We start from the raw sequence: 24,473 nt of genomic DNA on the forward strand, positions 1-24,473 counted from the left end.
CTCCTCACTCGTGACGAAGGGCCGCTTCGTCGCTTTTGGCTGATGCGCGCCACTGAACGCTGAGCAGGTGCTCGCGCATACACCGAGCCGCGGCTTCGCCATCACGTGCCTTCATGGCGCTGACGATCTCCTGGTGCTGCGCGGCGAAATAGCTGCGTGTTTCCTGCGCTGACGTCTTCTCGCGTACGTCGGGTTTGACGCGCATCCCGTTGATCACCTCCATAAGGGAGATGAGCGCGGGATTGCGGGTGGCCTGTCCGATCAGCAAATGGAATCGATGATCCCATTGTTGCCACTCTTCGTCGTTTTTTGCCGCGGCGTTCTTCCGCGCGCACTTTTCAAGTTCCAGCAAATCGTCCCGACTGGCTTTCGTCGCGGCTAGCTGTGCGAGCGCGGGCTCGAACAACAGGCGCATTTCCGCGATGTCTGCCGGACTGGCTCCCGCTCGAAGTCCGCGTAGCGTCGGGGCGAACTTCAATGGTCTCGCGCCAAGATAGGTGCCGCGACCGACGCCGCGCCATACACGTCCTGATGCCTCCAGCGAAGCAAGCGACGAACGCAGTTCCCTTCGACTGACATTGAGGGCTTCGGCGAGCGTTCTTTCAGGAGGCAGTGCGTCGCCGTCCTTGAGTTGATGCTCGGCAATGTAGTCCAGCAGCCTGTCCAGTATCGAATTTTCCATTGTCTTTTTCGTGAACCAATAATCATTGGTTCAAAATTTACCATAGTCAAATCAACTGGGGTGAGATTCACAGCTTTTTTTGATCTGCTATTGTGTGCGAAATTTCGGGTTAACGCGCGGTGCAACCGGGCAATGTTCGCCGTAATCTCTTAGCTTATAGAATTTGTACCAATGCTTATTGGTTCATAGGAAACCAATCATTGGTCATCGCAAAAGGAGTCACGCATGTCGTTTACAACCCGCCCGGAGCTGATTGGCACATTCGGCATGGTGGCCTCCACGCACTGGCTGGCGAGCGCGTCGGCGATGGCCGTACTGGAGAAAGGGGGCAATGCGTTCGATGCGGCAGCCGCTGCCGGCTTTGTTCTGCAGATCGTTGAGCCGCATCTGAATGGTCCGGGCGGCGAGTTGCCGGTTGTGTTCTACAGTGCGCGCGAAGAACGCGTTCGCGTTCTGTGCGGGCAGGGCGTGACGCCGGCGGGAATGACGATAGCGCGCATGCGTGAGCTGGGTCTCGAAGTCGTTCCCGGCACGGGCTTGCTGCCGGCCGTAGTACCTGGCGCATTTGGCGCCTGGATGGCCATGCTGCGCGACTATGGCCAACTGCCGCTCGAAGACGTCCTGAGCTATGCGATCGGTTATGCGGAGAACGGCTATCCGGTGCTCCCACGCATGACGTCGTCGATCCTTGCAATCAAGGATTTCTTCAAGACTGAATGGCCCACGTCGGCTGAGCAATGGTTGCGCAACGGCGACGCACCGATGCCGAACCAGCTGTTCGCCAATCCGGCGATTGCGCAGTCGTACCGGCGCATCCTCGCGGAGGCGAATACCCGCAGTGATCGTGCGGAGCAGTGCGAAGTTGCCCGCAAGGTCTTTTATCGTGGATTCGTGGCCGAAGCGATTGATAAGTACTTCCGCTCAACTGCCGTTCTCGATACTTCCGGTCAGCGCAACTACGGTCTGCTCAACGCGGATGATCTCGCGCGTTGGGAGCCGTCCTATGAAGACCCGGTTTCATACGACTATGAGGGTTTCCGCGTTCACAAGACGGGTCCTTGGGGCCAGGGACCGATGTTCCTGCAGCAGCTCGCGCTGCTTAAGGGTTTCGATCTCAGTGCGATGGACCCGATGGGCCCCGATTTCGTGCACACGATAATCGAATGCTCGAAGCTCGCGTTCGCCGATCGCGAGGTGTTTTACGGCGACCCCGCGTTTGCACATGTGCCCATGGATGTGCTGCTGAGCGACGTTTACAACGACGAACGCCGCCGGTTGATCGATCCCGGCCACGCGTCGTTCGAATTCCGTCCCGGCAAGTTGGGCGACAGTGAACAGCGCGCCGCGCTGATCATGGCCAATGCGGGAAGGCAGCAGTCCGGCGGCTTCGGCCAGGGCGAACCGACCTTTGCGCCGCTGCCTGAACTACGCGGCGATACGGTTCATCTCGACGTGGTCGATCGCTGGGGCAATATGGTTTCAGCAACACCGTCGGGTGGCTGGCTGCAGGCCTCGCCGGCCGTGCCCGGTCTCGGCTTTAACGTGACCACGCGCGCGCAGATGTTCTGGATGGAGGAGGGGCTGCCGTCCTCGCTCGGCCCGGGGCGCCGCCCCCGCACGACGCTCTCGCCCACGCTCGTTACCCGCGAGGGCAGGCCGTATGCGGCATTCGGCACGCCGGGTGGCGACCAGCAGGATCAGTGGTCGATCCAGCTGTTTCTCCGGCACGTGCATGCCGGCATGAACTTCCAGGCCGCGGTGGATTCGCCCTCGTTCCAGACGGCGCATTTCCCCGGCTCGTTTTACCCGCGTTCGATGCAACTGGGCAAGATGTCCGCCGAGTCCAATTTTTCGGAACACACGCTTGCCGCGTTACGTGCGCGTGGACATGACCTCACCGTGGCCGAACCCTGGTCGCTGGGACGCGTCTGCGCGGTTGGGATCAGAAACGGTCTGATGCGTGGCGCAGCAACACCTCGTCAAATGCAGGCATACGCAATCGGGCGATAAGTTTCGCCGCCCAGAAACCGTATCCATTTCCGTCAGGGAGAACATGCCGTGTCCGCTATTGCCGCCCGACTCGAGCGACTGCCGTTATCAGGTTTTCATCGCAAGCTCCTGCTGATCGGCGGGTTGGGGTACATGTTCGACGGACTCGATTCGTCGTCGCTGGCGTTCCTGCTACCCGTCGTGAGCAAGCTATGGCACCTGACGAGTGCCGAGACGGGTCTCGTCGCGAGCAGCACCTACATCGGCTATTTTTTCGGGGCCTTTCTGTCGGGTGTGCTCGCGGATGTGATCGGGCGTCGTCGCATCATGATGAGCGCGCTTGCAATCTATTGCTGCGCATCGCTTGCGAGCGCCACCGCCACCGACTGGCACACGTTTTTCGCGTTGCGTATCGTCGCGGGTTTTGGCTCCGGTGCGGAGACCGTGGTGATCGCACCGTTTCTGGCCGAGTTCGTGCCACGGCGTTACCGGGGCATCTTTTGCGGCGCACTGGTCGGCTTCATGTCGTTCGGCTATCTGGGTTCGTCGATTCTCGGCTTCACCGTCGTGCGTAACTTTGCCGAAGGCTGGCGATATCTGGCGGTGGCGACGTCATTGCCCGTTGTCATGCTCCTCTGGTGGCGAAGAACCTTGCCCGAGTCGCCGCGCTGGCTTGAGAGCCAGGGGCGAGTCTCTGAGGCGGAGGGCATCGTGAGCGCAATCGAGTCGTGGTTCGCAGGCAAGGGCATCAGTCTTGCGCCAGTTGCATCGCTCGGCGCCATGTCTGCATCTGCATCGGCGCCTGCCAAGGGCAACGCGGTACAGAACGTGCTGACGCTGTGGTCGCCGCGGCTGGCGCGTACGACGGCAGTGAGTTGGCTGATGTGGTTCTCGGTCGCGTTCGCGTATTACTCGTTTTTCTCCTGGATTCCGAGCCTGCTCCTCAAGGAGGGGCTCACCATGACGAAAAGCTTTGGTTATTCGATCGCAATTTATGGGGCGCAGATCCCCGGATACTTCACGGCGGCATGGCTCAATGAACGACTCGGCCGAAAGGGCGTGGTGGCCTCGTACATGCTGTTGGGCGGGATTGCCGCGATCACGCTGGCGTTTTCTCATACCGGTTTGCAGATCATGGCCGCAGGCATTTGCCTGTCGTTCTTCATGAATGGCGCGTTCGCAGGCGTGTATGCGTATACCCCTGAAGTTTTTCCGACCGCAGTGCGAGCAACCGGCACTGGATCGTCCTCGTCTTTCGGCCGGATTGGTTCGGTGAGCGCCCCCATTCTGGTCGGCCTTGTCTATCCGGTGCTCGGATTTCTCGGCGTGTTTGCAATGACCACCACGGTCTTGCTGGTGGGGGCCTGCGTGGTGTTCTTCCTGGGTGTCGAGACTCGCAACCGGTCGCTAGAAGATATCGAGGAGGGCGGCGCCGGCCAGCCCCAGGACCTGCGCGTCCCGCTCAGCTCGACCGAAATGCGCGGCTGAGCGTGCATGATGTCCCAACTACACAGACAGATAATGCCAGGCAATCCGATCGATCCAGTCCTGCAAGCGTTGGATATTTCAGACCTCGAACGACTAGCAAGAGTCATGCGGCTGAGAAATCAACCCGACGAGATTTTCCGTGCGGTTCACGCGTTGGCTGCGAGCGCGATAGGTTTTGGCCTCTTCACGATCATGTCCTATGACGCGCAACGCGAGGAAGTCGAGCGCGTTTATACAAACATGCCGGAGGTGTACCCAATTGGAGGTCGTAAGGAAAAACGCGGCACTGCGTGGGCAAATCAGGTATTGCAGGATCTCAAGCCATTTCGCGCTGAAACGACGCAAGGCATCCGCGAGGCGTTCGACGACCACGCGGTGATGACCGGCATGGGACTCGGATCGATACTGAACATTCCGGTTGCGTACGACGGGGTATGCGTCGGCACGATGAACATGACACACAAGGAAGGCTGGTACACGGGCAGGCACGAGGAAATGGGCGTGCTGATTGGCGCCTTCCTCGCACCCGCGCTCATCAGGTGCAACATGATGCACGCCGATAGCGCAATGCGTCTCTGACGTCACTACGATCAAATGAATACAAGAACAACCTTGACCCGATCCGCTGAGTCCCAAAACACCTGGATGCTTGTCTTCATCCTCGGCTACCTTGCATTACTGGCCGATGGTGCGGACGTGATGATGTACGGCCTGACGCTCACGCGAATCAAGGACGAATTCGGTTTGAGCAATGTCGAAGCGGGGGCGTTGGGCAGCTTGACTCTGGTTGGCATGGCCATTGGCGGCATTCTCGGCGGCTGGGCCAGCGATCGCCTGGGGCGGGTGCGGGTCGTGGTCTGGGCATTGGCTCTGTTTTCGCTCGGAGCAGGGCTGCTGGGTCTCACCCACAGTTTTCTGGAATTTGCGGTCGTGCGGTTTATCAGTTCGATGGGCATCGGTTGCATGGTGCTGGTCACCACGCTGGTTGCCGAATACGTACCCACGGAGCGGCGTTCATTGATTCTGGGCGTGTTGCAAACGGGCATTTCCGCGGGCTACATCGTTGTCATTTCGCTCAGCAATTGGATTTTGCCGCACTACGGCTGGCGCACGCTCTACTACGTGTCGGCAATTCCTGTGCTGCTGGCGCTGGCGATAAAATTTGCCGTGCCCGAACCGGCAGCATGGCAGGCGAGCCGCGCAGCCAGCCGCAAGGGCGAACGTGGGCATCGCACCAACCGCTACTATCAGATTTTCAGTAACCGGCAGTCGCGAACCTTATTCATTCTGTGGACCTTGGCCTCGTTATTCGCGCTGTCCGGCTTTTACGGTTTGAACAACTGGCTGCCGACTTACCTGGAAAAGGAACTGCACATCAAATTCGGTGCAATGGCCGGGTACATGATCGGCACGTACGTGGTTGCCTTCATTGGCAAGATCTTTGCGGGATGGCTGGGTGACCGCTGGAGTCGGCGTGGTGTTTATGTGCTTGGCTGTGTGGGCGCCGCGCTCTTTTTGCCTGCGATCATTTTCTGGCATACGCGCGACAACATCGTGTACCTGATGCTTGCCTTCGGGTTTTTGTATGGTGTGCCGCTGGGGACGATCGGCACCTTCATGTCCGAGAGTTTCGCTACCGCCATCCGTGGAACCGCCGTGGGCGGATCCTATAACATCGGTCGTTTCTGCTCGGGCGCCGCGCCCATTATTATTGGCTACATTGCCACCCAGTTCTCTATCGGTATCGGATTTCTGGTGGTTGGTGGGGTTTTCTTTCTAAGCGGCGTTACCGCGTTTTTTATTCCAGACCGGCTGTATGACACACAACGTTAGTCCATGGGCAACGTGGGCGAAAACGTTGTGCGTCTGTCCGATCGATGCGAAGCAATACGCTACTTTATTGCGCCCCGATCCTGGCTAACGTAATGGCACGCTCGGGGCATGCAGTCACGCACAAGCCACATGCCCGACACGCATCGGCGTTCGGCGTGTATGCGACTTTCATTCCGTGCACGCGCAGCTTGAATTTGTTCAGCGCGCCCAATTGCTGGTAGTCGGCCGTATCGATCCGGCGGATGTCGAAAACATTCTCGGGACAGACTACCGCACAATCGCCTTTGCCTTCGCACCGTTTCAGATTGACCACGGGAACAATCACGCCCGGGGCCTGTTTGCATGCGGATGTCGAAGCGGTGCTCATGCGAGATCCTCCGGACGCTTGCCGTCACCGGACGACCGGTTCTTCTGGAAATTTTCGCGCTCCTCGGGCGTCATCCGTTCCCACCGGCGCCAATGCCGGCGTCCGTGGCAACCGCCGCGCCCTCGGAATCCGCCAAACAGAATCCGGCTCAGAATCAACAGGCCCAATGCGTGCGGAAAATCGATCGCACGGCCACCGATGAACAGCGCCGGGATAACCCAATTCCATAGCGTCATCACCATCCATCCCAGCACGACAATGCCCACCAGAACCAGCAGTGCCATGCCGAAGCATCTCAGTTTGAATCTCATCTATCTGCTCCTTTAGATATCCAGTTCGTCATACACGGCTTGCAAGCGAACGCGCAGATGCAGAACCGCGTAACGCTTGCGTGCCAATAACGTGTTCACGCCGACACCGCTCTCGGCTGCGAGCTCCTTGAAGCTGCGCCCTTCCAGTTCATGAGCGACAAACACGTCGCGCTGATCCGCCGGCAATTCGTTGAGCGCCTCTTGCAGGGCTTCCAGCAGCACCGACCTTGCATAGAGGGCTTCAGGGCCTGCGTCCGTTGCCGGGAGGGCGAGATCCAGTCGATACTCGACGTCATCGGAGTCGTCGGCTATTTCGGCCAGCGGCTGCTCGCGGCGCTTGCGAAAGCGGTCGATGATGCGGTTTCGCGCCACGCGGAACAGCCACGCGCTAACCTGTTCGATCGGCGCAGGGAGACGGTAGGCTTGCACGAACTCGTGGAAGACATCCTGCAAGATGTCTTCAGCGTCGCCCTGATCGTGCACGCGACGCCGGATGAAATTCCCGAGCTTCGTACGCTCACGCAACACAGTTGCAGTGATGTCCGTGTCTCGTTCGATCATCGATTTCGGGGTGCGCGGCGGTTCCATACGTCTGTAGACGGTTCACGAACAGGAATATTGTGGGCGCCGGAAAAAATAGCGATGCTACGCCGGTGGCGGGCGTGTTCGGTCCGAAGACGGTGATATCGGCCGTTCGCTGCGCGGCCAGATTCTAGAAGCGCTCCACCCTGAACGGCTGGGGGTCCACGAGCGTTTTCTCGTGGGTCATCATCTCGGCGATCAGCCGGCCCGTGACTGGGCCTAGTGTCAGTCCGTGGTGCGCGTGGCCAAACGCGAACCACAAGTCTTTGTGACGTGGCGCGGGTCCGATGATCGGCATCATGTCGGGCGTACAGGGGCGCCGTCCCATCCAGGGTTCAGCGTCGAGACGCTTGCCCAATGGAAACAGCGTGCGCGCAATCGGCTCGACCGCGGCGAGTTGCGTGGGCGTTTTGGGCGCATCGCAGTGGGCGATTTCCGCTCCCGTGGTCAAGCGGATGCCTTTTGCCATGGGAGCCAGCACGTAGCCCTTCTCGACGTCCAGAATCGGATGATTCAGGCGAGCCCCTGTCTCGGGCGCGTAGTGCATGTGGTAGCCGCGTTTCACGGCGAGCGGCAAGCGATAACCGAGCCGCGAAGTTACGCGATCCGACCACGGCCCTAATGCGACGACCGCTGATGAAGCCGTGATCGTTCCCGCTTGCGTATCGACCGCCCACTCCTCACGAAACGAGTCCGCATCGCCGATGAAAAACCGTCCGCCGAGCGCTTCGAAATATTTCGCGTAGGCGGTGACGAGCGCGTTAGGGTCACTCACGGAATTGGATGCCAGATAGCGCAAACCGCCCAGGAGCGCCTTGTCGAGATCGGGCTCCTTCTGTTGCAGGCGGCCCGCATCCAGCGATTCGGACTCGACACCATATTCCTGAAGCCACCGTTCGGCGAGCCGGGTTTCCGCGTCCCATGCTTTTTCGGTGCGAAACACCTTGATCCACCCGGTGGGGCGAAATAACGCGCTCGCACCGGCCGCGGCGGCCAGCGCGCGATGCTCGTCCAGGCAATGCTCGATCAGCGTCGCGTACGACTTCGCGATGGCCGCGTGTTTGGCTGGATGAGAATTGCGCCAGTATTGCCAAAGAAACGGTGCGGCCTTGAGTATGGCGTCGGCATGGTAGCGAACGTCCGGCGACTGGTTGCGCGCGTACCGAAGCAAGGTGCCGAAGTCGCGTGGAAAGGCATGGGGATACACACCTTCGCGCTGGATCAACCCGGCGTTACCGAACGACGTTTCGTTGCCGGGCTGCTTGCGGTCGACGAGCGCGACGCTGCGGCCGCGTTTCTGGAGATGCACGGCAACGCTCACGCCGATAATGCCCGCGCCGAGCACGACGGTATCGAATTTCATTATGGTCATGAATTCACTTGTTGCCGGTTACGCCAGGCGCGCCAGTACTGCAAATTCGACATGGCCGGACGCATTGAAAAGAAAGGGTAAGCGACGTGGGACGGAGGCGCTCATGTCGCCCATTGACGCAGAGTATGTCAGAGTAACGACTCTCACTCGTGGAGCGCGCGCATGACTACCTTACCAATTGCCGACCGATGGTTCGAACTCAAACGCATCAGCGACGACATCACGCTGCTTTGGGAGCCTCATGTTGTCCCGCTGATGCGTTGCAATATCTGGCATGTGCGTGGCCGTGACCGGGATCTGATGATCGACACGGGGATGGGCATTGCCAGTCTTCAGGATGCCGCGAAGCACCTGCTGCAGAAGAACGTCACCGCCGTTGCGACGCATACGCACTCGGACCATATCGGCGGACATCATGAGTTCGAACACACGCTGGTCCACGAACTGGAGGCGGATAACCTGCGTGCGCCACGTGAGCGAGGCACCCTGCTGGCATCGGTATTGGGCGAGGCGGCCATTCGCCGGTATCGTGAAGTCGGCTATCCGTTCGACGGCGATCTGATCACGGCGCTACCTAGCGCCGATTACTCGATGTCCGACTATCACGTGCGGGCCGCAACGGTCACGGAGATCGTCAAGGAAGGGAACATCGTCGATCTCGGCAACCGGCATTTTGAGGTGCTGCATCTGCCCGGCCACTCACCGGGCAGCATTGGCCTATGGGAAGCGGCATCCGGCACGCTGTTTTCGGGCGATGCGATTTACGACGGCCCGCTGCTGGATGAGATTGGAGGCGCGGATATTCCGACCTATGTGCGCACCATGAAGCGGCTGCGCGAATTGCCCGTGCAAGTAGTTCACGCCGGGCACGACGGGAGCTTCGGGCGGGAACGACTGCTTGAGCTGGTCGACGCGTATCTGGCTAAACGCACCTGACCGCGTCTGTTTTTAACCCGTTTCTAACCCCAATAACCCGTCTTACGCGTCTTTCAGCCAGGGCATTTCCACGGGCGACACCACGAGATGCCGGGATTCCCGTTTCAGCTCGAAGATGAATCCGACCAGAATCATGGAGTCGGCATACGGGATCGGGAATACCTGAGGATTTTCCGCCGTGCGCAGCGGGTGGGCGGGCGTGTTCGCCGTCGTCGCGGCGTTCTCGCGGACGCTTTCCAGTTCGTCGACCATTGCCTGACCACTTACTTTCAGCACGCGGCTACGCAGGTCGCTGAACGGTTCGATGCGCGCCCCGTCTTCGTTGTACTCGGGCACTTCATAGATGAACCAGGACATGTGCGTCTCCAAGGAAAAAGGCAAGTATTCTAGCAGTGGGCGTAACGCATCCGCGTTTTCCTCGCTCAGGAAATCGAGTTGCGCTCAGGCCCCACAACAATAAAAAAGACTGAGACAAAAGTCTCATCCGGAATGATGGTGCACTGCAATGTGCTGTTCTGGAACCCGCATGCTAAAAGTCATCCTAAGCGTGCCACTGAATGATGATGCGCGCCGAGCCGACCGGAGACATTCATGCCCTATGTTCCGCAAGTGAGACACATCGATCGGATCCGCAGGTTGATCGAAGGCCGAACGCCTGATCGCGGCGGTGATGCCACGCGGCTGACTTCATCGTATTGGCGCTCGCTCGAGCAATATCATCTCGATCCTGGCCTGACAAAGGGGCCGCGGATTCTGAGCGCGCCGGAACTGCGTGACGTACAGCATCGGGAAGAATCGGTTTTGCGGGCGTCGGGAGAATGTCTTTCGCGTCTGCATGAGACGGTTCGCGAAGCGGACTACTGCGTGATGCTCACCGATGCGCAGGGCGTGACGATCGATTATCGCGTTGACCGGGATCGGCGCCACGACTTCAAACGAGCGGGATTGTATTTAGGCTCGTGCTGGTCCGAGGAGGAAGAGGGAACCTGCGGCGTCGCGACCGTGCTGCTCGATTCGCAACCGATCACGGTTCATAAGACCGATCATTTTCGTGCCGCCTTCACCACGTTGACCTGCAGCGCCTCGCCCATCTTCGGGCTGGAAGGCGAACTGATCGGCGTGCTGGACGCATCGGCGATTCGCTCGCCTGACGAGCGCGAAAGCCAGCGTCTGGTCAACCACATCGTGCGTCATAGTGCGATGTTGATCGAGGACAGCTTCTTTCTCAACGCGACCACGCATTACTGGGTTTTGCTGGCGCACCGCAATCGCCACTACGTGGAGGCCCAGCCGGAGATTCTGATCGCCTTCGATGCGCACGGCAACGCAGTCGCGGCAAATCGCCGGGCAAAAGAGTGCGTGCCTGGCCTCGATCGGCTGCCGCGATCTGTCTCAGAGCTATTCGATGTACGCGCTGAGCGTCTTCTGGATGTCAGGCCAGGCCGCGACATGGTTTCGATCAAACTCGCGGGCAACGGCTCACCGCTTTATGCTCGCGTTCGTCCGCCCGTCATTCGTGCGCAACGGCGAGCTGTATCGAAGCCTCGCAACCCCGCGCCTCAGGCGCAACCCACACTCACTGATATCGACGCCCTGGAGCGTGACCGCATCGTCGCCGCTCTGACGGATGCGAAATGGCATCCGGACGAGACGGCCAGAACCTTGGGCATCTCACGTGCGACGCTTTACAGACGGATCGCGAAGTTCGGCATAGTCCCGCCGCACCGGCGCTAGCGGTCCACGCTTATCCAGCGGGCAAAGAACCCGCGTATTACTTCGACGTTTTACCAATCCGTATCGAATGGAGGAGCAACCATGCCTGAAAATAATGCAAGCAAGATTATTGGAAATGTTCTGGAATCTCTGGAATCGGCGCTTAAACGCGGTGATACCGCCGCGGCCGTCGCGTTGTTTCAGCCTGAGTGTTATTGGCGCGATCTGGTTGCGTTCACCTGGAATATCAAAACCATGGAGGGCCGGGACCAGATCGGCGCCATGCTCGACGCACAACTCGGCGCCATCAAGCCGACCAGACTGCGGATCGCCGAAAATGAAGTACCGACTGAAGCCGACGGTTTGGCGCAGGCGTGGATCACCTTCGAAACGGAAGTTGCCCGCGGCAGCGGTTTTATCCGCGTGAAGGATGGCCTGATCTGGACTTTGCTGACCACCATGGGTGAGCTGAAAGGCCATGAGGAACCCAAGGGCAACCGTCGTCCGATGGGTGCGGAACATGGCGCACGTATGGACCGAACGAGCTGGAAGGAACGTCGGGAAGCCGAAGCGCAGGCGTTGGGCCGCGCGGAGCAACCCTACTGCTTGATCGTGGGCGGCGGGCAGGGTGGGATTGGACTGGGCGCGCGTTTGCGGCAACTGGGTGTGCCGACGATCATCGTCGATAAGAATCCGCGTCCTGGCGACCAGTGGCGCAACCGCTACAAGTCACTTTGTCTGCATGATCCGGTGTGGTACGACCATATGCCTTACTTGCCGTTCCCGGATAACTGGCCGGTTTTCACGCCCAAGGACAAGATCGGCGACTGGCTCGAGATGTACACCAAGGTCATGGAGTTGAACTATTGGGGATCGACTACTTGCAAGTCCGCGCGCTATGACGAAGCGAAGGCGGAATGGGTGGTCGAGGTCGAGCACGACGGCGAAACGCTGACGCTGCGGCCAAAGCAGCTTGTGCTTGCCACGGGCATGTCGGGTAAGCCGAATATCCCATCATTCAAAGGCATGGATGTGTTCAAGGGCGAGCAGCATCATTCGTCGAAACATCCGGGACCCGATGCGTATAAGGGCAAGAAAGTGGTCGTGATCGGTGCGAACAATTCGGCGCATGATATTTGCGCGGCGTTGTGGGAAGCGGGCGTCGACGTCACGATGGTTCAACGGTCGTCCACGCATATCGTGAAGTCAGATTCGCTGATGGAACTTGCTCTTGGAGATCTCTATTCTGAGCGCGCGGTAGCCTCTGGTATGACGACGTCGAAGGCTGATCTGACGTTTGCATCGATTCCGTACAAAATCCTGCACACGTTTCAAAAGCCCGTATGCGACGCGATCAGAGAGCGCGACGCGGAGTTCTACCAGCGTCTGGAAAAGCGCGGCTTCATGCTCGACTTCGGGGATGACGACTCAGGGCTCTTCATGAAGTATCTCCGGCGCGGGTCGGGTTACTACATTGATGTTGGCGCCGCCGATCTTGTAGCGGATGGCAAGATCAAGCTGAAGAGCGGTGTCGATGTGGTCGAACTGAAAGAGCACTCTGTCCTGCTAAGCGACGGCACCGAGTTGGAGGCGGATCTCGTCGTCTATGCAACCGGTTACGGATCGATGAACGGCTGGGCCGCCGATCTCATCTCGCGTGAAGTGGCGGATAAAGTGGGCAAGGTGTGGGGGCTGGGTTCGAATACGACGAAAGACCCGGGGCCGTGGGAAGGCGAGCAACGCAACATGTGGAAGCCCACGCAGCAGGCTGCCTTGTGGTTCCATGGCGGCAACTTGCATCAGTCGCGCCATTACTCCCAGTATCTATCTCTGCAATTGAAGGCGCGCATGGAGGGAATTGCGACGCTGGTTTATGGCCTGCAGGAAGTGCATCACCTTTCCTGACGTCGGTGTGTGGTCGATGCGCGTCGCTCCTTCGTTCCAATGCCAGGAACACGGGCTAGGGTCGCGACGCGCGTCGATGAGCGGCTCAACCCGGATTGATTTCATCCTGGCTGCGTCGCGTAGTGCGAGGTCCAAAGACTCGCACCGTGATCGCCACGACGATCAGCGCAGCGGCGATGATGCCGAACATAGCGCCTGCTCCTTGCTGATTCAACACGGGGAGCAATACGAAAGGCAGCATGCCACTAACAATGCGGGACAGCGAGTAAGTACTGCCGATGGCAGTTGAGCGCACGCTCGCCGGAAAGATCTCAGACTGGTAGACGTGATACGCGTTGCTGAATACGTTCGAAGCGCATGTTGTCAACACACCAAAGAGAACGATCAGCGCCGAGCTGTTGGAATAGGCAAAACCCAGGCCAAAAACCGCAATGGACAATATGGCGCCGATCACCAGTGTGCGGCGTTCAATCCAGTTGAGCAGCGGAATAGAAAGCAGCGATCCAACCGGGTAGCCGAGAAACGACAGAGCGATAAAAAGCGTGCCGTCCGTCACGTCAAAGCCACGGCTTTTCACCACGGTGCTGGCGAGCGTGCCGAAACCATAGTAACCAAATCCCTGAAGCAGATGGAAGATGGTCAACATCAGGTAGCGCTTGTCATAGGGAGGGCGGCGCAGCAGTGCAATACGCTCGCCCAACGTCATGGGATTCCGCTTGACGTTGGTTTCAGGTGAGATGACCGATACCGTCACTCCTGCACTGGCGGCAAAGCGCCGAAGCATCGCATGAGCCTCCTCGACGCGGCCCTGAGCCAGTAGCCAGCGCGGACTTTCGGGCAGCTTATGTTGCACGAGCAGAACCAGTACCGCGCCCAGGCTACCGATCACCAGAATAACGCGCCAGCCTGCCACGGCGCCGAAGTGCAGAGGGTTGAGCCAAAGCGCCAGGAATCCAACTAATGGCACGGCGACATACGAGGTGGTGTACGCCCATGCAGCCATTCGCCCGCGACGTTCCTTGGGCAGAATCTCGGACAGAAAGCTGTCGGCAACGGGATAGATCGCACCTACGCCAATGCCGGTGAGGAAGCGGCAGATCACCAGCATCTCGGCGTTGACCGAGAATGCGCCGATCAGCGAAAAGGCGCTGTACCAGATAAGGTTGAACAGGAAGGCCCTGCGCCGCCCAATTCGGTCGGCCATGCTACCCAGAAAAAGCGAGCCAAAGAACATGCCGATAAATGCCGAGGCCAGCAGCAGCTTGAAGGCCATGCTGTGTCTGTCGATACCGTATTCTCCCTGCAACGCCGTGCCGATCGAACTGACAAGGAAAATCTCGAACATGTCGAAGAACAAGCCTATGCCGATCACCCACACCACAAATCGATGCAGCGAGCCTGCCGGCATGTTATCCATCCAGCCGCCCAAGGTGGTGGCTTTGGCATGAAGGGCGTGTGTATCGTCGGCCGCGCTCGGTTCGGGTGAGGCAATGCGCGAATTGACGGTCGCACTGCCGCTCACGTGCAGATTTCTGGTGTTCATGTTTGTCTCCGTTTCTTTGCTTTCGGGTCGGCTTATGCGCCGTTCACCACGTTGATCGGCGCGTATAAATCGCCGGATCTTGGATAGCAGGGTGTCATTCCATCAAGCCATCAGTTCGGATATCTCGATCAGATTCAGATCGGGGTCCCGCACATACACCGAACGAATCTTCTGCGTGGCACCGGTGCGCGCAACCGGGCCTTCGACAATTGGCCATTCGCAACGGGCCAGATGCGCAATTACTTCGTCGAGCGGTACCGTGGCGATGAAGCACAGGTCGAGCGCGCCCGGTACGGGAACATGGGCCTTCGGCTCAAACTCAGCGCCACGCACATGGACGTTGATCTTCTGATTACCGAAGCGAAATGCAATACGTCCTTCGCCAAACGTCTCGAGTTGCATCTGCATGACCTCGGTATAGAACCGCTTCGTCGCAGCGAAATCGACGCAAGTGAGTACGAGGTGATCAAGGTGGTCGATGAATGCCACGTCCTGCTCCTTATGAAAATGCGTGTTGTTCCGGCAGGCCGTCAGCGGTGCTGCAAGGCATCGAATGCAGATCCAGGCGCCGTCCTGCCTTCAGCAACTGGCTCGGCACGTCGTGGCCGATCAGTCCGGGAAGCAGGGCGGAGGCGGATAGCACGGCAGCGAGATCCACGCCGGTGTCGTAGCCGTCGAGCTCGAGCATATGCACCAGTTCCTCAGTGCAGACGTTGCCCGTTGCACCTGGCGCGTAGGGGCATCCGCCGAGACCGCCGAGCGATGCGTCGAAGCGATCGATGCCGGCATCCAGCGCGGCGAGCGTGTTGGCGAGCGCTATGCCACGCGTGTTATGAAAATGCAGCGTGAGTTCGAGCGCGGCGAAGCGCTCGCGCGCGGCGGCGCACAGCGTACCAACCTGCGACGGGTAAGCCATGCCGGTGGTATCGCACAACGTCACGCCATGCACGCCGAGATCGGCGAAGCGTTGCATCCACCCCAGCACTTCAGCCTGGTTGATATCGCCTTCCATGGGGCAGCCCATCGCCGTGGACAGCGATACGTTGATCGCCACCTTCGTTTGCCTGACCACGCCGATCACGTCGCGTAACTGGGCGAACGACTGCTCGCGGCTCATGCGCAGGTTCGCGCGGTTGTGACTCTCGCTGACCGACATCACGAGATTGACTTCATCGACGCCGCACGACAGCGCGCGCTCTGCGCCGCGCAGATTCGGAACGAGCACGGTATAGACGACGCCTTCACGTCGCACGATCCGTTGCATCACTGCTTCGGCGTCACGCAAGGCGGGAATCGCTTTCGGCGACGTGAACGAAGTCACTTCGATCTTGGCGTAACCACACGCGCTCAGACGATCGATCAGTTCGATCTTGGCGTCGGTGTCGACGAACCTCGCCTCGTTCTGGAAGCCGTCGCGGGTGGCGACTTCCTGGATATACAGACGCTTGCTGCTCATGCCGTGCTCCTGTTCAGATGATGCCGCGTGCGCGCCAGGCGTCGCGGGTCGTCGTGTCGATGCCGAGGTTTTCCAGCACTTCGTCGGTGTGCTGACCGAGCGTGGGCGCCTGGGTATTCACCGTACCCGGCGTCGCGCTCAGCTTCGGGACGATGCCGGGCAGTTGCACGGGCGTGCCGTCGGGGAGCTGGGCGTCGAGAATCATGTCGCGTGCGTGGTAATGCGGGTCGTTCGCGATGTCGGCGACGTCGTAGATTTTTCCGGCGGGAATGCGGGCTTCATTGAGCGCGGCGAGCACGTCATCGAGCGTGTGGCGAAGGGTCCATTCGGCGATCGCGGCGTCCAGCCGCTCGACGTTCTTTACGCGGCCATCGTTTTGAGCGAGTGCGGGATCGTCGGCCAGATCCTGACGGCCGATCAGTTCCATCAGACGCCGGAAGATGCTGTCGCCATTGCCCGCGATCAGCGCATATTTGCCGTCGCTGCAGCGATACGCATTCGATGGCGCGATCCCGGGCAAGCTGCTGCCCGCCGGTTGACGCACGGCGCCGAACGCCGAGTACTCGGGCAGCAGGCTTTCCATCATGTTGAAGACCGACTCGTAGAGCGCGACGTCGATCATCTGGCCCGCACCGCCGTTCTGGTCACGATGGCGCAGTGCGAGCAGGATGCCGATCACGCCGTGCAAAGCCGAGAGGGAATCGCCGATGGATATACCCACGCGCACGGGTGTGCGGTCGGTTTCGCCACTCAGATGCCGCAAGCCGCCCATCGCTTCGCCGATGACGCCGAAGCCAGGGCGGTCGCGGTAGGGACCGGTCTGCCCGTAGCCCGATACGCGCAGCATCACGAGACCCGGATTCAGGGCATGCAGTTCGTCCCAGCCGAGGCCCCATTTTTCGAGCGTGCCGGGACGAAAGTTTTCGATCAGCACATCGCTTTGCGCGACTAGCTGGCGAACCACGTCCTGGCCTTCGGGCGAGCGAAGATCGAGCGTGACGGATTCCTTGTTGCGCGATTGCGCCGCCCACCAGACGGACGTGCCTTCATGCAGCAGACGCCATTTGCGCAGCGGGTCGCCTGTGCCGGGTGGTTCGATCTTGATGACATGCGCACCGAACTCGGCGAGCATTTTTCCAGCGAAGGGGCCGGCGATGAGCTGGCCCATTTCAAGCACGCGAACGCCTTCCAGCGGCTTCGTCATGGTTGTCTCCTTGCAAACGTCGTTCTCTTGACGCTTACTTTGCGACAACCCGCGCGTGCTGAAAATCAATGGATTCTCAACGACCCTTTCCGTTCTGGAAAGGGTCGGCGAGCTTAACTGTCGGTGCCGTCTGTGCGGCCGGACATGAAGTCGAGAAGGCGCAGCGCTTCGGGCGACAGCGTTTCGCGCGAGAGTGTACCGATCCACAAGGTGCGCTGCGCCCACGCGTCGGTGAGGTTCACGGCGCGCAGGCCTGTCGCGAGAATTTCGGTGCGCACAGCGCCCTCGGGCAATATGCCGATGCCGAGCCCGTGTTCGATCATCCGGCAGATGCCGTCGAAGCTGTGCACCTGGATGCGTAGCTTGAGGGCCCGGTCCGCGCTGAATGCGGCATCGAGCAACCGCGCGAGCAGTGAACTGCCTTCGTTCAGGCCGACGTACTCGAAGTCGAGCGTATCGGCGAAGGCGACTTCTTCGAGGGACGCGAGGGGATGGTCTTGCGGCACCAGCAGCACGAGCTTGTCCTGACGATAGACCGCCTTCTCGATACCAGGTGCCAGCACGTTGTCCGCAAAGATGCCGATGTCGGCGGTGCCGCTGCGGATAGCCGCGACGACTTCGTCGCTCAGGCGCTCTTCGAGCGATATCTTTACGCTGGGGTTGTCGGAGAGAAAAGCCTGCACGTCGTGAGGCAGGAACTGGATGATCGATGAAGTGTTGGCCCAGACTCGCACGTGGCCGCGCACGCCGGCGGCGTAGTCGCTCATCTCGTTGGCCATGCGGTTCACGCGGTCGGCGACTTGCCGGGCATGCGCGAGCAGGCCCTTGCCGGCGGCCGTCAGCTCGATGCCGCGCGGTTGCCGCAACATGAGCGTGCAATCGATGCTGCGCTCCAGGTCGGCCATGCGTTTGCTGACCGCTGACAACGTCATGCAAGTACGCTCAGCCGCTTTCGTCAGGCTGCCGAGTTCTGCTACGACGATGAAAAGGCGCAGCGATTGCAGGTCGTAGTGAGAGGAACTGGTCATGGGTGTATGGCGTTTAGCGCGACTGGAAGTCGATAGCCTGCGCGTCGGGTCCTGGCCCGGCGTGGCGGGCTGACTTCGTGTGAAGCATAGCAGGGAGCGGGGCGCTGCCGGTCTGGGCAGTGCTGGACGTTGCTGAACGCTGCGATAGGGGAGGCGCTTCGCAGCGGATTTAAGCGGCATGACTACCTTTACCCGCCTGTGTTTCGACTTGCACAGTTGTTGTGCAGCCGTATGCGGATTTTCGTTGTGATTTATTATCTGCTCCAGTGAACGCCACGTGGCGTCGAGGCATACGGGACACCGTGTGCAGTGCGTTTATGCTTTGACTGATCTGAGCGTCACCGTACAGACTTGCCGGGTCAGCCGTACGATTCTGGGATCTCAACGATCTGCTGCCTCATGTCCTCGGGCTTTGCGGGCAATCCAGCAGAACGATCGCGCTACTACGATGAAACTGTCCGTTCTCCGCATGCTGATCGCCATTCCGTCGCTGGGCGTGGGATTCTCTGCAGCCGTTTGCAATGCTTATGCGCTCGATGCAAAACTGGACTGCCAGTCGAGCCCGCATGATTTCATCGCTCCGCTTCTGGACGAGCAGTCGATCGATGCCAAGCCAATGCGCATTGAAGCAAATTCGGTCAACGCATTTCGTCCCACGCGCGGCAGTAACCTGACGGCATTCGGCTTTCATGTCTATGCCGTCTTCGGGTATGAGCAAAACGATCCCATCTTCAAACAAGGCACCGGCCAACCGGTTACGCCCCCGACATACGGCGTGGTGGTGACCGGCTCTGCCGCAGCGGTTGAGGCAAGCGTACGGCGGGCCGGCAGCGATGCGGCCATTCGCGACGTCGTTCCACTTTTTCTCACAGCCGTCTTCTGCAATGGGCATTGACGGCTGTGCTGCGTGCGCACGAGAAGCGAGGAGACAATCATGCATATGCTCACCAATGCCGGTCCGCTGGTTTCATTGATCGCAGGCATTCTGATTCTTGTCGTGCCACGCCTCTTGAACTACATCGTCGCGATCTATCTGATCGTGATCGGACTGCTGGGGCTGTTCGGAAGCCACATTCGTTGAACGCGCATCCTTCTTTTTTCCCCAGCCTGTTCGATCAGCCCTTCGCCCACGCAGCGGCCGTGGCAACCGCGAAGTCCCGGTAGGATCGCGGCTGCCGCCCGAGCAGCGTAGCCAGACGATCGACTTCCGCTTTCGAAGCGACCGCGCCGTCCTGCTGATACCGCTGCATCATCAGGCGCATATCGTAGGCGAGCCAACCCGGCGCGACCGCCTTGAGACGCTGTTCGAGTGTGTCGAGATCGTCGCCGCCGTAGCGAACCGGACGTCCCAGCGCTTCGGCCCAGATCGCAGCGATGCTCTCCGAAGTCAGTGCGTCAGGACCGACGAGTTCGTATGTTTCGCGCGGTAGCGCATTGGCGGCGCGCTCGCGGCGCAGGAGTTCGCGTGCCGCGGCTTCGCCGATATCGCGGACGTCGACCATTGAAATACCTTTGCTGCCAATCGGCATGCCGTAGACACCGTGCGTCAGTAACGGGTCTTTCTGCCTGACGTCGTTCTGGATGAAATAGGCGGGGCGCAGCACCGTCGCGGGCAGATCGCAGTGTTCGATCATGCGCTCGACCGTGTGCTTGCCGGTGAAGTGAGGCACGTCGACATACTCCGCGCCCTTGAAAACCGACAGATAAACAATGCCTTTCACACCGGCCTCCCGCGCGATGCTCAGCGTCTGCAGTGCCTGTGTCAGTTCGTCCGCGGCGTTGGGGGCCAGCAGGAACACCGTGCTGACGCCGCTCAGTGCGCGCCGCACTGCATCGATGTCGGACAGGTCGCCCTTGACCGCGGTGACGCCAGCGGGGAATTGCGCTTTTTCCGGCGAGCGGGTCAGTGCCCGTACTTCGACGCCGCTGCCGTTCAGATGGTCGAGAACCTGCTTGCCGACTACGCCTGTGCTGCCAGTTACGAGGATTGCCATGATTTTCTCCTGGGGTTGAATGGACTGCGTGAGTCCGTGAGACGAACAATAGTCGTTCCATTGGGTGACCGAAAGTGCCAGAATAGAGACATCTCGTCTCGTATATGGAACGATCATGGATTTGACGTCACTGGCGGATTTCAACGCCGTTGCACTGCATGGCGGCTTCGGGCCGGCCAGTCGCGCGCTCGACCGTCCCAAGGCCACGCTGTCGCGGCGCGTGGCCGAGCTGGAAGAAGACCTCGGCGTGCGGCTGATCGAGCGGGGCGCCCGCAGGCTACGTCTAACCGAGGAAGGTCTCGCACTCCACGAGCGCACGCGGGGGCTCATGACGGAGATTCAGGAGGCAGGTGAAGCGGTCGCGTCGCGTGCGCCGGTGCCGCGCGGGCGCTTGCGCATCAGCGCGCCGGTCGTGTTCGCGCATGTCTTGTTATGCCAGATCGCTGCGCGCTTTGCGCTGGCCTATCCGCAGGTCGAGCTCGAAATCATCGCGGAAGACCGCGTCGCGGATCCGGTAGAGGACGGTTACGACCTGGTGATCCGTATCAATCCACCGCATGACGAGCAGCTCGTCGGGCGGCGCATTCTCGGTGATGAGCGCCTCGTGGTCGCTGCGCCGACTTTGTCGATACCGTCGATGCCCGCAGGCGAAGCCGACGAGCTGCAGGTGCCGGCGGTCGTGTCGATAGCGGCCCATGCCGACTTGCTCTGGAACATGCGCACGGAAGACGGCGTGAGGGTCATCAAGCCGATGCCGATGTTGCGGATGTCATCGCTGCTGATGGTGCGCGAGGCCGTTCTGCAAGGTGTGGGTGCGGCGCTCCTGCCTCGCCTGCTGGTTGAACAGGATGTGTCGACGGGACGGCTGGTTTGTTGGGGCGCAGAGGCAGGGCCGCCGGTGGAAATCTGGGCGCTCTATAGTTCGCGCCGTTTGCTGAGCGCGAAGGTGCGCGCGTTTATGGACATGCTGAAACTCGACTCAGTCAGGTTCTGATGGCTGCTGTTTGAACAGGGCAAGCGCGCAGAAGCTCACCAAACACGCTGGCGCCACGCACATCTTTCTTCCGTCTTAGTCATGCGTGCTGGTCTTATGCGTATGCGATCCTTAATGACATCAACTTGAGCGATACTCGCGAATTTGCGAATGGCCGGCAATAAATATGCTTGCTGAATTTATTACGTTTTTTTCAATGATTTAGGGTGATTTACGGTGATTTATGTTAACGAGGGATAATCGTCAGGAGAGCATCACCCATGTTTAAAAAACGAATACGTGCTGCATTGCTTGGCGCACTGATCACCGTGATTGCGCCGGCGTGTCAGGCGCAATACACCACCGACTGGCTGGCGAATACATTCGGAACGCTTGCCACGCATGTGGGCAACGGAGCGCGTTCGATGTGGGTCGCGCCTGAAGGCGTGATCTATACGGCTTCCCTATGGGATGAAAACGAGGGTGGCGTCGCGATCTATCAGAACGGCAAGAGCATCGGTTCTATTGGAATTAACAGCGAGTTTCAGGGTGGGGCGATAACGGGTAATGCCACATCGATTTTCGCCGCCTTGCAGTACAGCACCGTGTACGGCAGCGGGGCGGTAGGGCGATATAACAGAGCGACCCAGAAACGCGATGTCCTCATCCCCGTGAGCGTCTGGAACGCGGTCAAGCACGCCGATGTCATCACCGGGCTCGCCACGACCGGCACGCTCCTTTATGCGAGCGATTTCCCGGGCAATCGCGTCCGTGTCTACACCACCGACGGCGTGTGGCAGCAGGACATCAACATCTCCGGTCCCGGCGCACTGGCGTTGGATGGCGCGGGAAATCTCTGGGTAGCGCAGCAAAGCGCGGCCACGATCGTTGAATTCAGTCCGGCCGGCGCTCCGTTGAACACGATCCAGATGCCCGCGACGTCACGACCGTCCGCGCTGTATTTCGACGCGTCATCAGGACAGCTCATGGTCGGCGACCAAGGTCCCGACATGAATATCAAGCTCTACAACATCTCGGGCACGCCGACTCTGGTCGGCACATTCGGCATTCAGGGCGGCTATCTCGACAGCACCACAGGCATCAAAGGCCAGGTTGGCGACAAGCGCTTCACCCGTGTTGTCGGCATCGGCAAAGATGCAACCGGCACCCTGTATGTGCTCAACAATCCGTGGGGAGGCGGCTGGGACCTCGGCCGCAACGGCAGCACCGACATTCACGCGTATGACAGTGCCGGCAATCTGCAATGGAAACTTCAGTCGCTCAACTTCGAGGCGGTCGCCGCACCAGACCCGGTTACGGACGGCGCCTACTTCTATGGTGGCACCAACATTTACACCGGCACTGCGGGCGGCACCTTCGTCGCGAATACCGTCGACCCGTTTACTTACCCGTCCGATCCACGTCTCAACATGAACGACACGCAGCGCGACGAGCATTTCGGTCAGCTCGTTAGCGTGGGGGGAAACCGGATTCTCGTCGCGTCCGGTCAGAACCCTGGCATCTTTTATTTCTACCATTTCAATGCGGCGAGCGGCTATATCGCGATTCCGGATGCGTCGATTCCAGGCACTGCGTTCAATACGACGCTACAGATCACGGGCGGATTCTGCATCGATAGCAGGGGAGACGTATGGGCCGGTCTGGACAGAACGAATCACATCTATCACTACCCGCTGATCAGCTTCGACGGCAGCGGTAAACCGACATGGGGCCCCGGCATCGCCATCTCCATTCCGCAGAGCATCCGTCCGTTGACACGCATCATCTATCTGCCGGAGAGCGATACCATGATTCTCGCGCAAGGCATCGCCGGGAGCTGGGACTGGACGGCGATTCAATCGAGGATCGAGGTGTATCACGGCTGGAGCGCGGGCAACACCACGAAGCCCAATCCGGTGATCAACCTCACTAGCGCCAATCCGAAGTCAATCACGGCCGTGGGCAATTATCTGTTCGTCGGCTATGTGCATACGGTGCCCAACATCGACGCCTTCAATCTCACCACGGGTAACCTCGATACGACCTTGATCAACTCGAGTGCGGGCGCGGTGGATGTGGGCAACGACGTGGATTCGATGTATGGCCTGAGGGCATACCTGAGAGCGGCCGGCGAGTACGTGATCACGAAAGACAACTACAACGGCTCCAGCATTATTGTTTATCGCTGGACGCCTTGATCGGTTTACCCGAGGCTATGATCAGACGAGAAAACATGCGGTGCGCGTTCTACGCCTCGTTGAATTCGCATCGTTCAGTTCTCGCCGTCTATGCATTTGATACGCTGGCGTATTGATATTAATAATATAAAAACGGCCCGCGTTATTCTTTGCCCCGGTCGATTTATTTTTCTTCGAGGGAAAGTCAAAGACCTGCGTTTTCCGCCCCCGGTGAGGCAGAGATTTTCCATTTCCACTGCTTTGGAAAACCATCGGGAGCGTTTCCAGAAAGATTCTTTGAACTACTACTTATCGTCCCAGGTCGTGCCCACGTTACACAGATGAAACGTTTATAATTCGTCTGCCAAAACACTGGCTGTAAGTAATGCCGGGCGCGTGCCGGGAACGGCATCAATCAAGTAAAGCTTGCGTGGGTGGGCGATTTCAAGGCGCTGGACCAGCGTCTCTCATACGAATGGGTTGCGAATGAGTCGAGCGACTTTAACGCTACCTGTCAGCGGTTTTTACAGCTTTTCCTTTTCGGGAATTGGGCTCGAAACCTAATTAGATTTAGGTTCCGGACGGGCCTTGTCACGCCCTGGATTTGACTCGACTGAAATCGAGGATGCCGGGTGCGCCGTCAATCACTGATAGAACCTCATCACGCAAACATTCTTGGTTAATAGTAAGGATGACGTAATTGTTATCTGTTGAAGGGTGACAGCATCAAGATGCTGGGCGTACTGCCGCCAGGCGGCGCTCAGTGTGCGTTCGAATGCGTAACGGTATCTGCGAGCGGCTACCGGCACATCGGAAGCGCCAGTTTCATCAGCAATGAACGCGATCGTCGCGTTCGCCGCTTCAACTCTCTCAGTACTCAAAGAACGCCAAAGCGGGACGGCTTAGATCGATCTTGCTCA

General features: G+C 59.4%; 23 protein-coding genes. 11 read left to right on the forward strand and 12 right to left on the reverse strand.

Translation table 11 applies throughout. From position 1 onward, the window contains the following. Positions 1-4: 4 nt before the first annotated feature. Positions 5-682: a FadR/GntR family transcriptional regulator gene (locus tag KHO30_RS05800; RefSeq protein WP_093637468.1), complete on the reverse strand. Its 678-nt coding sequence runs from the start codon at positions 680-682 to the stop codon at positions 5-7. Between the two features lie 225 nt (positions 683-907). Here KHO30_RS05800 and KHO30_RS05805 point away from each other — a divergent pair, with 225 nt between their 5' ends. The 4 genes from KHO30_RS05805 (at position 908) to KHO30_RS05820 (ending at position 5,992) form a co-directional block, all read left to right on the forward strand. Beyond that, on the forward strand, positions 908-2,692 hold the full coding sequence (locus KHO30_RS05805) for a gamma-glutamyltransferase family protein (protein ID WP_211700311.1): 1,785 nt from the start codon (positions 908-910) through the stop codon (positions 2,690-2,692). A gap of 48 nt (positions 2,693-2,740) precedes the next feature. Further along, positions 2,741-4,159, forward strand: coding sequence for an MFS transporter (locus tag KHO30_RS05810; protein ID WP_211700312.1), 1,419 nt, complete (start codon positions 2,741-2,743; stop codon positions 4,157-4,159). A gap of 9 nt (positions 4,160-4,168) precedes the next feature. Beyond that, entirely contained in the window at positions 4,169-4,738 is a 570-nt protein-coding gene (locus tag KHO30_RS05815) for a GAF domain-containing protein (protein ID WP_408280373.1), read from the forward strand. Between the two features lie 66 nt (positions 4,739-4,804). Then, positions 4,805-5,992, forward strand: a complete 1,188-nt coding sequence (locus KHO30_RS05820; protein WP_408279820.1) for an MFS transporter — start codon at positions 4,805-4,807, stop codon at positions 5,990-5,992. Between the two features lie 64 nt (positions 5,993-6,056). On the opposite strand, the gene KHO30_RS05825 is transcribed toward KHO30_RS05820, so the two are convergent. The 4 genes from KHO30_RS05825 to KHO30_RS05840 all read right to left on the reverse strand — a co-directional run bounded on the left by KHO30_RS05825 (position 6,057) and on the right by KHO30_RS05840 (position 8,615). Then, positions 6,057-6,359, reverse strand: a complete 303-nt coding sequence (locus KHO30_RS05825; RefSeq protein WP_200619570.1) for a 4Fe-4S dicluster domain-containing protein — start codon at positions 6,357-6,359, stop codon at positions 6,057-6,059. After that, a complete protein-coding gene (locus tag KHO30_RS05830) occupies positions 6,356-6,670 on the reverse strand; it encodes a hypothetical protein (RefSeq protein WP_211700315.1) in 315 nt (104 codons plus the stop codon). Before KHO30_RS05830 ends, KHO30_RS05825 begins: the two co-directional genes overlap by 4 nt. Before the next feature lie 12 nt (positions 6,671-6,682). Then, a complete protein-coding gene (locus KHO30_RS05835) occupies positions 6,683-7,258 on the reverse strand; it encodes an RNA polymerase sigma factor (protein ID WP_093637440.1) in 576 nt (191 codons plus the stop codon). A 124-nt stretch (positions 7,259-7,382) separates the two neighbouring features. After that, complete coding sequence (locus tag KHO30_RS05840; RefSeq protein ID WP_211700990.1) at positions 7,383-8,615, reverse strand: NAD(P)/FAD-dependent oxidoreductase; 1,233 nt, start codon at positions 8,613-8,615, stop codon at positions 7,383-7,385. A 171-nt stretch (positions 8,616-8,786) separates the two neighbouring features. On the opposite strand from KHO30_RS05840, the gene KHO30_RS05845 reads away from it, so the two are divergent. After that, positions 8,787-9,560 carry an MBL fold metallo-hydrolase gene (locus tag KHO30_RS05845; RefSeq protein ID WP_093637437.1) on the forward strand — a complete coding sequence of 258 codons (774 nt, stop codon included), beginning with the start codon at positions 8,787-8,789 and terminating at the stop codon, positions 9,558-9,560. Between the two features lie 42 nt (positions 9,561-9,602). On the opposite strand, the gene KHO30_RS05850 is transcribed toward KHO30_RS05845, so the two are convergent. Next, positions 9,603-9,917 carry a helicase gene (locus KHO30_RS05850; protein WP_093637433.1) on the reverse strand — a complete coding sequence of 105 codons (315 nt, stop codon included), beginning with the start codon at positions 9,915-9,917 and terminating at the stop codon, positions 9,603-9,605. Between the two features lie 234 nt (positions 9,918-10,151). On the opposite strand from KHO30_RS05850, the gene KHO30_RS05855 reads away from it, so the two are divergent. Together KHO30_RS05855 and KHO30_RS05860 are read left to right on the forward strand one after the other, a co-directional pair. Next, complete coding sequence (locus KHO30_RS05855; protein WP_200652093.1) at positions 10,152-11,294, forward strand: sigma-54-dependent Fis family transcriptional regulator; 1,143 nt, start codon at positions 10,152-10,154, stop codon at positions 11,292-11,294. 81 nt (positions 11,295-11,375) lie between these two features. Further along, the gene (locus KHO30_RS05860) at positions 11,376-13,178 is read left to right on the forward strand and encodes an NAD(P)/FAD-dependent oxidoreductase (protein ID WP_211700316.1); all 1,803 of its coding nucleotides are present in this window, start codon (positions 11,376-11,378) and stop codon (positions 13,176-13,178) included. An 85-nt stretch (positions 13,179-13,263) separates the two neighbouring features. On the opposite strand, the gene KHO30_RS05865 is transcribed toward KHO30_RS05860, so the two are convergent. The 5 genes from KHO30_RS05865 to KHO30_RS05885 form a co-directional block, all read right to left on the reverse strand. Continuing rightward, entirely contained in the window at positions 13,264-14,721 is a 1,458-nt protein-coding gene (locus tag KHO30_RS05865) for an MFS transporter (RefSeq protein ID WP_211700317.1), read from the reverse strand. A 102-nt stretch (positions 14,722-14,823) separates the two neighbouring features. After that, entirely contained in the window at positions 14,824-15,210 is a 387-nt protein-coding gene (locus KHO30_RS05870) for a VOC family protein (protein ID WP_200619563.1), read from the reverse strand. Between the two features lie 10 nt (positions 15,211-15,220). Then, complete coding sequence (locus tag KHO30_RS05875; protein WP_211700318.1) at positions 15,221-16,177, reverse strand: hydroxymethylglutaryl-CoA lyase; 957 nt, start codon at positions 16,175-16,177, stop codon at positions 15,221-15,223. Between the two features lie 13 nt (positions 16,178-16,190). After that, a complete protein-coding gene (locus KHO30_RS05880; RefSeq protein ID WP_211700319.1) occupies positions 16,191-17,381 on the reverse strand; it encodes a CaiB/BaiF CoA transferase family protein in 1,191 nt (396 codons plus the stop codon). A 113-nt stretch (positions 17,382-17,494) separates the two neighbouring features. Continuing rightward, positions 17,495-18,409, reverse strand: a complete 915-nt coding sequence (locus KHO30_RS05885; RefSeq protein ID WP_200619561.1) for a LysR family transcriptional regulator — start codon at positions 18,407-18,409, stop codon at positions 17,495-17,497. 448 nt (positions 18,410-18,857) lie between these two features. Between KHO30_RS05885 and KHO30_RS05890 the strand changes: the two genes are divergently transcribed. Together KHO30_RS05890 and KHO30_RS05895 are read left to right on the forward strand one after the other, a co-directional pair. Continuing rightward, a complete protein-coding gene (locus tag KHO30_RS05890; protein WP_054035492.1) occupies positions 18,858-19,304 on the forward strand; it encodes a hypothetical protein in 447 nt (148 codons plus the stop codon). A 39-nt stretch (positions 19,305-19,343) separates the two neighbouring features. Beyond that, positions 19,344-19,490 (forward strand): DUF3096 domain-containing protein, encoded by a 147-nt coding sequence (locus tag KHO30_RS05895; RefSeq protein ID WP_093637406.1) that lies wholly within the window; start codon positions 19,344-19,346, stop codon positions 19,488-19,490. Positions 19,491-19,524: 34 nt separating this feature from the next. Here the strand turns inward: KHO30_RS05895 and KHO30_RS05900 are convergent, their stop codons facing one another. After that, entirely contained in the window at positions 19,525-20,403 is an 879-nt protein-coding gene (locus KHO30_RS05900; protein WP_093637403.1) for an NmrA/HSCARG family protein, read from the reverse strand. A 115-nt stretch (positions 20,404-20,518) separates the two neighbouring features. On the opposite strand from KHO30_RS05900, the gene KHO30_RS05905 reads away from it, so the two are divergent. Further along, complete coding sequence (locus KHO30_RS05905) at positions 20,519-21,397, forward strand: LysR family transcriptional regulator (protein ID WP_211700320.1); 879 nt, start codon at positions 20,519-20,521, stop codon at positions 21,395-21,397. Positions 21,398-21,657: 260 nt separating this feature from the next. Further along, positions 21,658-23,574 carry an SMP-30/gluconolactonase/LRE family protein gene (locus KHO30_RS05910; protein WP_093637396.1) on the forward strand — a complete coding sequence of 639 codons (1,917 nt, stop codon included), beginning with the start codon at positions 21,658-21,660 and terminating at the stop codon, positions 23,572-23,574. Positions 23,575-24,473: the final 899 nt, after the last annotated feature.

The organism is Paraburkholderia aspalathi (genome assembly GCF_905220735.1).
Taxonomy (GTDB): domain Bacteria; phylum Pseudomonadota; class Gammaproteobacteria; order Burkholderiales; family Burkholderiaceae; genus Paraburkholderia; species Paraburkholderia aspalathi.